The sequence below is a fragment of the Halolamina sp. genome (assembly GCF_036626355.1).
Classification (GTDB): domain Archaea; phylum Halobacteriota; class Halobacteria; order Halobacteriales; family Haloferacaceae; genus Halolamina.
The window spans coordinates 1-6,638 of the sequence record NZ_JAZKRY010000125.1 but is presented as its reverse complement, the minus strand read 5'-3'; the positions used below and the strand labels follow the sequence as shown (position 1 = coordinate 6,638).

General features: G+C 62.3%; 5 protein-coding genes. 2 read left to right on the top strand and 3 right to left on the bottom strand.

Features of this window, described 5'->3' with window-relative positions; translation table 11 throughout:
* Both V5A38_RS14220 and V5A38_RS14215 read left to right on the top strand, forming a co-directional pair.
* Nucleotides 1-234, top strand: a 234-nt coding sequence (locus V5A38_RS14220) for an OB-fold domain-containing protein (RefSeq protein WP_332326425.1), incomplete at its 5' end; no start/stop codon positions are given.
* 585 nt (nucleotides 235-819) lie between these two features.
* Nucleotides 820-2,151, top strand: coding sequence for a hemolysin family protein (locus V5A38_RS14215; protein WP_332326424.1), 1,332 nt, complete (start codon nucleotides 820-822; stop codon nucleotides 2,149-2,151).
* Nucleotides 2,152-2,514: 363 nt separating this feature from the next.
* On the opposite strand, the gene V5A38_RS14210 is transcribed toward V5A38_RS14215, so the two are convergent.
* The 3 genes from V5A38_RS14210 to V5A38_RS14200 form a co-directional block, all read right to left on the bottom strand.
* Nucleotides 2,515-3,231, bottom strand: coding sequence for a hypothetical protein (locus V5A38_RS14210; protein WP_332326423.1), 717 nt, complete (start codon nucleotides 3,229-3,231; stop codon nucleotides 2,515-2,517).
* A 307-nt stretch (nucleotides 3,232-3,538) separates the two neighbouring features.
* A complete protein-coding gene (locus V5A38_RS14205; protein ID WP_332326422.1) occupies nucleotides 3,539-4,903 on the bottom strand; it encodes a DUF4397 domain-containing protein in 1,365 nt (454 codons plus the stop codon).
* A gap of 497 nt (nucleotides 4,904-5,400) precedes the next feature.
* Complete coding sequence (locus V5A38_RS14200; protein WP_332326421.1) at nucleotides 5,401-5,697, bottom strand: hypothetical protein; 297 nt, start codon at nucleotides 5,695-5,697, stop codon at nucleotides 5,401-5,403.
* Nucleotides 5,698-6,638 lie beyond the last annotated feature (941 nt).

The following is a 6,638-nucleotide window of genomic DNA, read 5'->3' as shown; positions in this document are numbered from 1 at the left end:
GTCTACCGGCCGCCCTCGCCGTTTGCCGACCTGGCGCCGGTGACGGTCGCGGTCGTCGAACTCGACTCGGGCGCGCGGCTGACCGGCCGGGTGACCGCGGACTTGGAGGACGTCGAGATCGGGTCTGGCGTGGAACTACGGGTGCGCGACCCCGCCGAGGTCGGCATCGACCCGGAGATGCACCTCTCCTACGAGGAGGAGTGGCCGGTTCACGAGTTCGACCTCGCTGACTGAGGAGTGCAACGAGTCTGACAGTGACGGAACCACCGGAAGACTACAGGTCCCCCCGGAGTTGGGCACTGCGGGCTCGAGGACAGCAGGGGCCTGCGCGCTGGTGTTCCACTCCTCTGTTGGACGATCCCGGCCATGGTGAGCCTCCCGCCAGTGAGAGGGGTCGACGATCCTGTCGCAGACAGAAGAACAGCCAGGATGGCAGTTTCCTGGCAAGATTGCACCCCTCGGGGTTGCACCCCTCAATCACTGAGCGGGTTCAGCGGTGCTGCTGAACAGGGATGAATCGAGGAGCCCGGCTCCCAGGAGGGTGTAGCAGCGCCGCTGACGAGCGATCCCACGGCCAGTACGTAGAACAAATACTGAATCGGGACGAAATGTTCGAGTAGCCCGAGCGACGGTTCTTCAAGTACCCGCTGTTTCATCCTTCGTCAGACTGGCCGAACAGCTGATCCTGCTTGTGAGGGCCGTTCCGAAGCAGCTTCTGAGTAAGTCCCCAGCCGGAGTCTCTATGGTTTTAGTAGGGGGAACGAGACGCAGAGATGTGGACACTCACCAATCGAGCGGCCGTGGCTGCCAGCCCCACCGATGGTAAACGTCGCGCTCTCGCTGGCACAGATCGTCGTTGCGCTGACTCTCGTGGCGCTCAACGGCTTTTTTGTCGCTGCAGAATTCGCCTTCGTCCGGGTACGGGGCACATCAGTCGAACAGCTTGCTGAAGAGGGGCGTCCCGGCGCGGGGACGCTCCAAGAGGTGATGGCGAATCTCGACGACTATCTCGCGACGACGCAACTCGGTATCACCATCGCCTCGCTCGGATTGGGGTGGGTGGGCGAACCCGCAGTGGCGGCGCTCATCGACCCCGTACTGGAACCGATCCTCCCGGCCAATCTCATCCATCTCGTCGCTTTCGCAATCGGCTTCAGTATCATCACGTTCCTCCACGTCGTCTTCGGTGAACTCGCGCCGAAGACCCTCGCAATCGCTCAGACCGAACGCCTCTCACTGTTTCTCGCCCCGCCGATGAAAGCCTTCTATTACGTTCTCTATCCAGGGATCGTGGTCTTCAACGGGGCTGCTAATGGATTCACGCGAGCACTCGGCGTGCCACCCGCTTCCGAAACGGATGAGACGCTCGGCGAGCGGGAACTCCTCCGGGTACTGGCTCGCTCCGGCGAGGAAGGAGATATCGACGTTGCCGAAGTGACGATGATCGAGCGGGTCTTTGATCTCGACGACATCGCAGTGCGGGAGGTCATGGTTCCACGACCGGATGTAGTGAGCGTTCCGGCGGACGCTTCGCTCTCCGAGCTCCAGTCGCTCGTCCTCGAAGCTGGTCATACACGCTATCCAGTGCTTGATGCCGATGACGGCGACCAGGTGACCGGATTCGTTGACGTCAAAGACGTGCTACGAGCTGAAGTGGAGGACACGGACGCCGCGGTAGTCGGCGACATCGCCCGAGAGGTCGTCATCGCTCCCGAGACAATGGCACTGAGCGACCTCCTGAGACAGTTCAGGGAAGACCAACAGCAAGTGGCTGCAGTTATCGACGAGTGGGGGGCGTTCGAGGGGATTGCAACGGTGGAGGATGTCATCGAGGCGCTGGTCGGAGACCTCCGGGACGAGTTCGATGTAGACGAGCGTGAACCCTCGATTCGCCGGCGTGGCGACAACGGGTACGACATTGATGGCGGCGTGCCGTTATCAAAAATCAACGACGTGATCGAAGCGGACTTCACAAGTGAAGAGGTCGAAACGATCGGTGGGCTGGTCCTCGAACAGCTCAACCGTGCGCCGGAGCGTGGCGACCGCGTCGAGGTCGCCGGGTACGTGATCGAGGTGACGAGCGTTGAGGGGGCTCGAATCTCGACGGTCTGGGTCCGCGAACGTGAGACGGATGACCCGATGGCGGGCTGAGTTGGGAGAGGTGGTTGCTCGGTGGAATCTGCTTGCGTTCGCTGCATTGTCCCGCGTTTCGGAACCGGTCTGACTCGACGAGCTTGTAACCAAGTCCCCAATCGATGGGTCCTGTTGCCGGTGGTTGACCTCCACTACCGGGGTAGGTGGTCGAACGCAGTGTCAGAGACGCACTCTGTCTCTTGCACGCACAGAATCGATCTGCCCAACTCCCATCAAATAGGCAGTGCTGGATAGAGAGGGCGAGTTCAGCAGTCACATCCAGTCCAAAGGTCGCTACCCGACCCTCCTGTGGCGTGTACCGGATCTGGTCCAGTAGATTATCTACTGGTAACGACCTTCTCCCTCGCCCCGCTAACCGGCTCAGTGGAGCATATCAAGCAGGAAGATCGCGAGAAAGCCGACGAAAAAGAGCGTCGTGGACACCGGTGTCTCGGGAACTTTCCCGGCCTTTACGAGCAGTTCCTCGGTGACGAGGTACAGCAGGGCCGCGGAACCGAAGGCGAGGATAACCGCGATGGGGGCGCCGGTCACCCCGTCCAGCGCAAGCACGCCACCGGTCACGCCCGACGCGAGCAGCAGCCCGAAGACTGCCGGAACTGCGAGTTTCTGGAGTATCCCCGTCTCCCGTGGCAGTGCGATGACCCCGGCAACACCGAGGAAGAGCACTTCAATGGCCAGTGCCACCGCGATGATGACGCCAGTGTCGGGATTGTCGAGGAAGGTTACCCCGATGAGGACTCCGTCGATGAGCATGTCGATACTGACGGTGATGAGCAACCCCGCCGCGCCGGCGAACTGGCCCCCGATATCGCGCTTCTCGATGGTCTTGCTCAACCGGTGGATGCCCAACATCGTCGCGACCCCGATAGCGAACCCGAGCACGACGACCTGGGGTGCTCGCCCGTGAATGTCCGGGAGCAATTCAGCGGCAACGGCGGCGATCACAACCCCGGCTGCGAAGTGTTGAATGTTGCTTTCCATCTGAGGGCCCGGTGGATAGTAGATGGCGATTACGCCGCCGACCAAGGCAGCCACAACCGCGAGCGCGGTATATGACAGCGCCTGCATCAGTACCATACGGTCTCTGTCGGCCGAAGCGTCAAGAGTGTTGGTTGGGTCAGATACCCGTCAGGCAGGCGGGTGACGTTGCTGACTGTGCGCCCTGGTTTCAGCGCTCTGTGGGGTACTTACCGAGTTGCTGTCAGAAACGTCACACCGAATAGCGAGGCTGCGTGCAGGGCACACGATAGCGGGGCGGCTCCGGCGCAGTACGCGGCATCGACGGGGACGGGGTCTCAGGGGCGGGGACTCCGCCCCGGAACGGGCGCCGTGGCAGCCATGCACAGGAACCTCCACGGTTCGGCGGTCGCCGACAGGAGCTGGGTCACTTGCGCCGCTCGGTGACCGCCGGGACGAGGGTGAACTTGGTCTTGGCCGGCTCATCGTCTGCGGTAAAGTACCCGGTCGCGACGAGCGTGTAGAGTTGCCCGGCGGCCAGTTCGACATCGAACTCGGCGTCGAAGGGGTTGTCGTCGTCTCTGCTCTCGGGTTTGACCTCCAGGGTGTAGCGCCCGGGGTCGAGGCTGCCGACGCCTGTCGCGTCCCCGAACGAGAGGTCGTCGACGAGCGTGGTTTCGCTCCCGGCCGTCGTCACGTCGACTGCGGGAGCATCCGGCGACGCGTGCAACACCCTCACGCCCGCGTGACCCGGATCAACGTCCGCATCGTCGACGAGGACCGCCGGGCGGATCGTCTCCTCTGAGAGCTCGCCGATGGCTGCAAGCGTGTAGTCTCTCCCAGCCTCGAGGGTCACCTCGCTCTCGAAGGCGACAGTGTCCCTGTCACCGGCAGCAGTGACAACCACCGAGTAAGTGCCACCCGTCAGCGAGCGGTACTCGGTGACATCCCCGAAGTGGACCGTCGAGAACGCTTTCTCGTCGTCGAGGAAGATGTCGACGTTCGGGGCATCCGGCGAGGCGTGAACGCCCCGAACCCGTGCCGTCTTCGGGCGAGGGCTGCCCACAGATGGGAGCAACCCGAACGGCTCGTCGGTCGGCTCGTCGTCCGGTGTGAGATAACCCGCGGCGAACACGGTGTAGGTCTTTCCGCCCTTGAGGGGCAGGCTCGTCTCGAAAACCGGGTCGGCGGACCCCTCGTCCACCGCGGAGGGGCGGATGGCCAGCTCTGTCTCGCCGGCGAAAAACACCCCATAGTGGCCGACCTGACCGAACGACAGGTCCTCGGCAATGTGGCGGTCGTGTTCCGTGACGACATCGACGGCAGGGGCGTCCGGGGATGCGTGCACTACGCGGAGTTCGGCAACCGCATCGGGCAGCTTCCGGTTGCGGTCGGTGAGGACTTCGATGTCAAAGGAGTCCTCGGCGAGTTCGCCGAGAGCCGCCACCGTGTAATCGGTCCCGGCCTCGAGGCTCACCTCGCCTTCGAAAACGACGGTGTCAGGGTCTCCGGCGGCTCTGATCGTGACCAGATACGTGTCGGGGGTGAGCGAGGAGTACTCGCTGACTGTCCTGAACGGCACGTTCGTGAACGCGGGCTCGCCATCCACGAGGACGTCGACGGCGGGAGCGTCCGGCGACACGTGGACCGCGCGGAGCCGCGCTGGCGTGTCGTCGCCCGTAGCCGCGATGGCGCGGTCGGCTGTGAACACGTTCGCGACACCAGCGGTCGTCGCGGCGGTTGCAGCACCGATACCGAAGAGAACCTTGCGGCGGTTCAGCTTGGTTGGCATGCGGCTGGGACGTCGAACTACCAACTGATAAAAAATATTCCGATTTTTGCATTAATTCATAACAACTCTGGCCGTACTGAGTTCCGAAACCCGCCCAAATCCGACCAGCCTGTGATTCACAGCCACGCGAGTGGTTCGCTACGTGTTTCGGGGACTCGTCCGTACTGTGGTCGGTGGATTGTTGCACGGAGTGTACGCGATGCCCGCCCGGCGTGAACGCCGGGATTCCCCCGCTGTCAACAGATGGTCGGCGAGTGAGTCGGATTGTTCCTGGCCCCGTGCTCACTTCGCGCTCAAAGTCTTTCGCGGCAATTCCGGTGAATTTGTGATCCTCGAGAGCTGATACAGTTGGGGTGCAAGATACAGAGGCTTCATTCAGCAGCGGTCCCCGTTGACACTCGGAAGGTCAGGCCAGAAGTATGAACCGAACTCGTACCGCCATCCCGGAGCGGAAACACGCTCTGGACCCGACTCGGCTCCCCTGTGTGTCCCGAACTTCACTTCCAGGTGACGTAATTCAGCAACGCGAGCGCGAGAAATTGAACGCCGCGCAACCCGGTAAAGAACCGCTTGGCGAACATACTGTCGGCGTACAGCGTCCCCCACTCGATGAACGAGTAGATCATCATGAGGTTCTCGACGAGCATCACGGCTGCAAACGCGACCAGTCCCAGGAGCAACGACGTCCGGAACTGCCGATAGTTCGACACCCAGACGTACCCGGCCATCGCGAGTAGCACCACGTTGAGCCCGGCCAGTGTAATCGCGGTGTCAACCAAACCGAACATGACCATGTTTGTATCCGGACGTCAAGTAATATGCGTAGCAGCGTAAAAATCGATCCCACGGTATGCGGGAGTCACGGCGTTCGATTTTTCTACCGGCTATCGGTAGTAAATTCGTACGAAGAGAAACAGTCGGGGTTACGTCCTGTATTCGGCAGCGCGTAACTGGCTACCACGATCCTGTCAGCAAGCGAGTGTTGAACGGTGAGAGACGAGCGAGCAGAGGGGTACACCTCGGCAAGCGTGCGGACCTGGTCGTCCTCGACTGGGACGTCCCGAAATTCACTCCGTCGACGAACGTGTCCGGACACCTCGTCGGTCACGCCGCACCGGCAGACGTGGAGACAGTCGTCGTTGACGGCTCCATCTTGCTGGACCGCGGTGACTACCCGACCGTCGAGCCGCCGCTGTTCAAGAGCGCGTTAGCGATGCGCTCGAGCGGTTCGAGGAGGGATCAGACTGTGCGTTCTCACTGGCTGGCAGCGACTCGCCAGGCACACTCGACGTGGCCAGGAGCCTCCCCAAACGCGGGCCAGCCCACATGCTTCGCCGGATCGCTGTCCAATCTGTGAAGGATTCGCTTCCGTTCGCACACTGAGCACTGCACTGCGAGCGGTCTCGACGGCTAGCAAGCGGTACTCGGACAGTTTTGGACGGAGGTCGGGAAACACGAGCAAGAGGATCTCGAGGAATTGGCGCGGCTGAACCTCGTGGGATTCGAGGAGCAGGCTCGGGCCACGCAGCCGGTTGTCCCGTACGACGATATCGGTATCGAGGTACCGATCACCGGCGAGGACCAGCCTGGCGCCCCGTCGTGAGCACGGAATCTTTACCTCGCCGGTGGCGAACACGCGTGACATGGGAACAGACCGCGTCGCGACCTTCGAGTCCGAACTGGAGGGGGTGTCGACCGTCCACCGGACGGCTGCCGCCGACTTCGCGGAGACGCT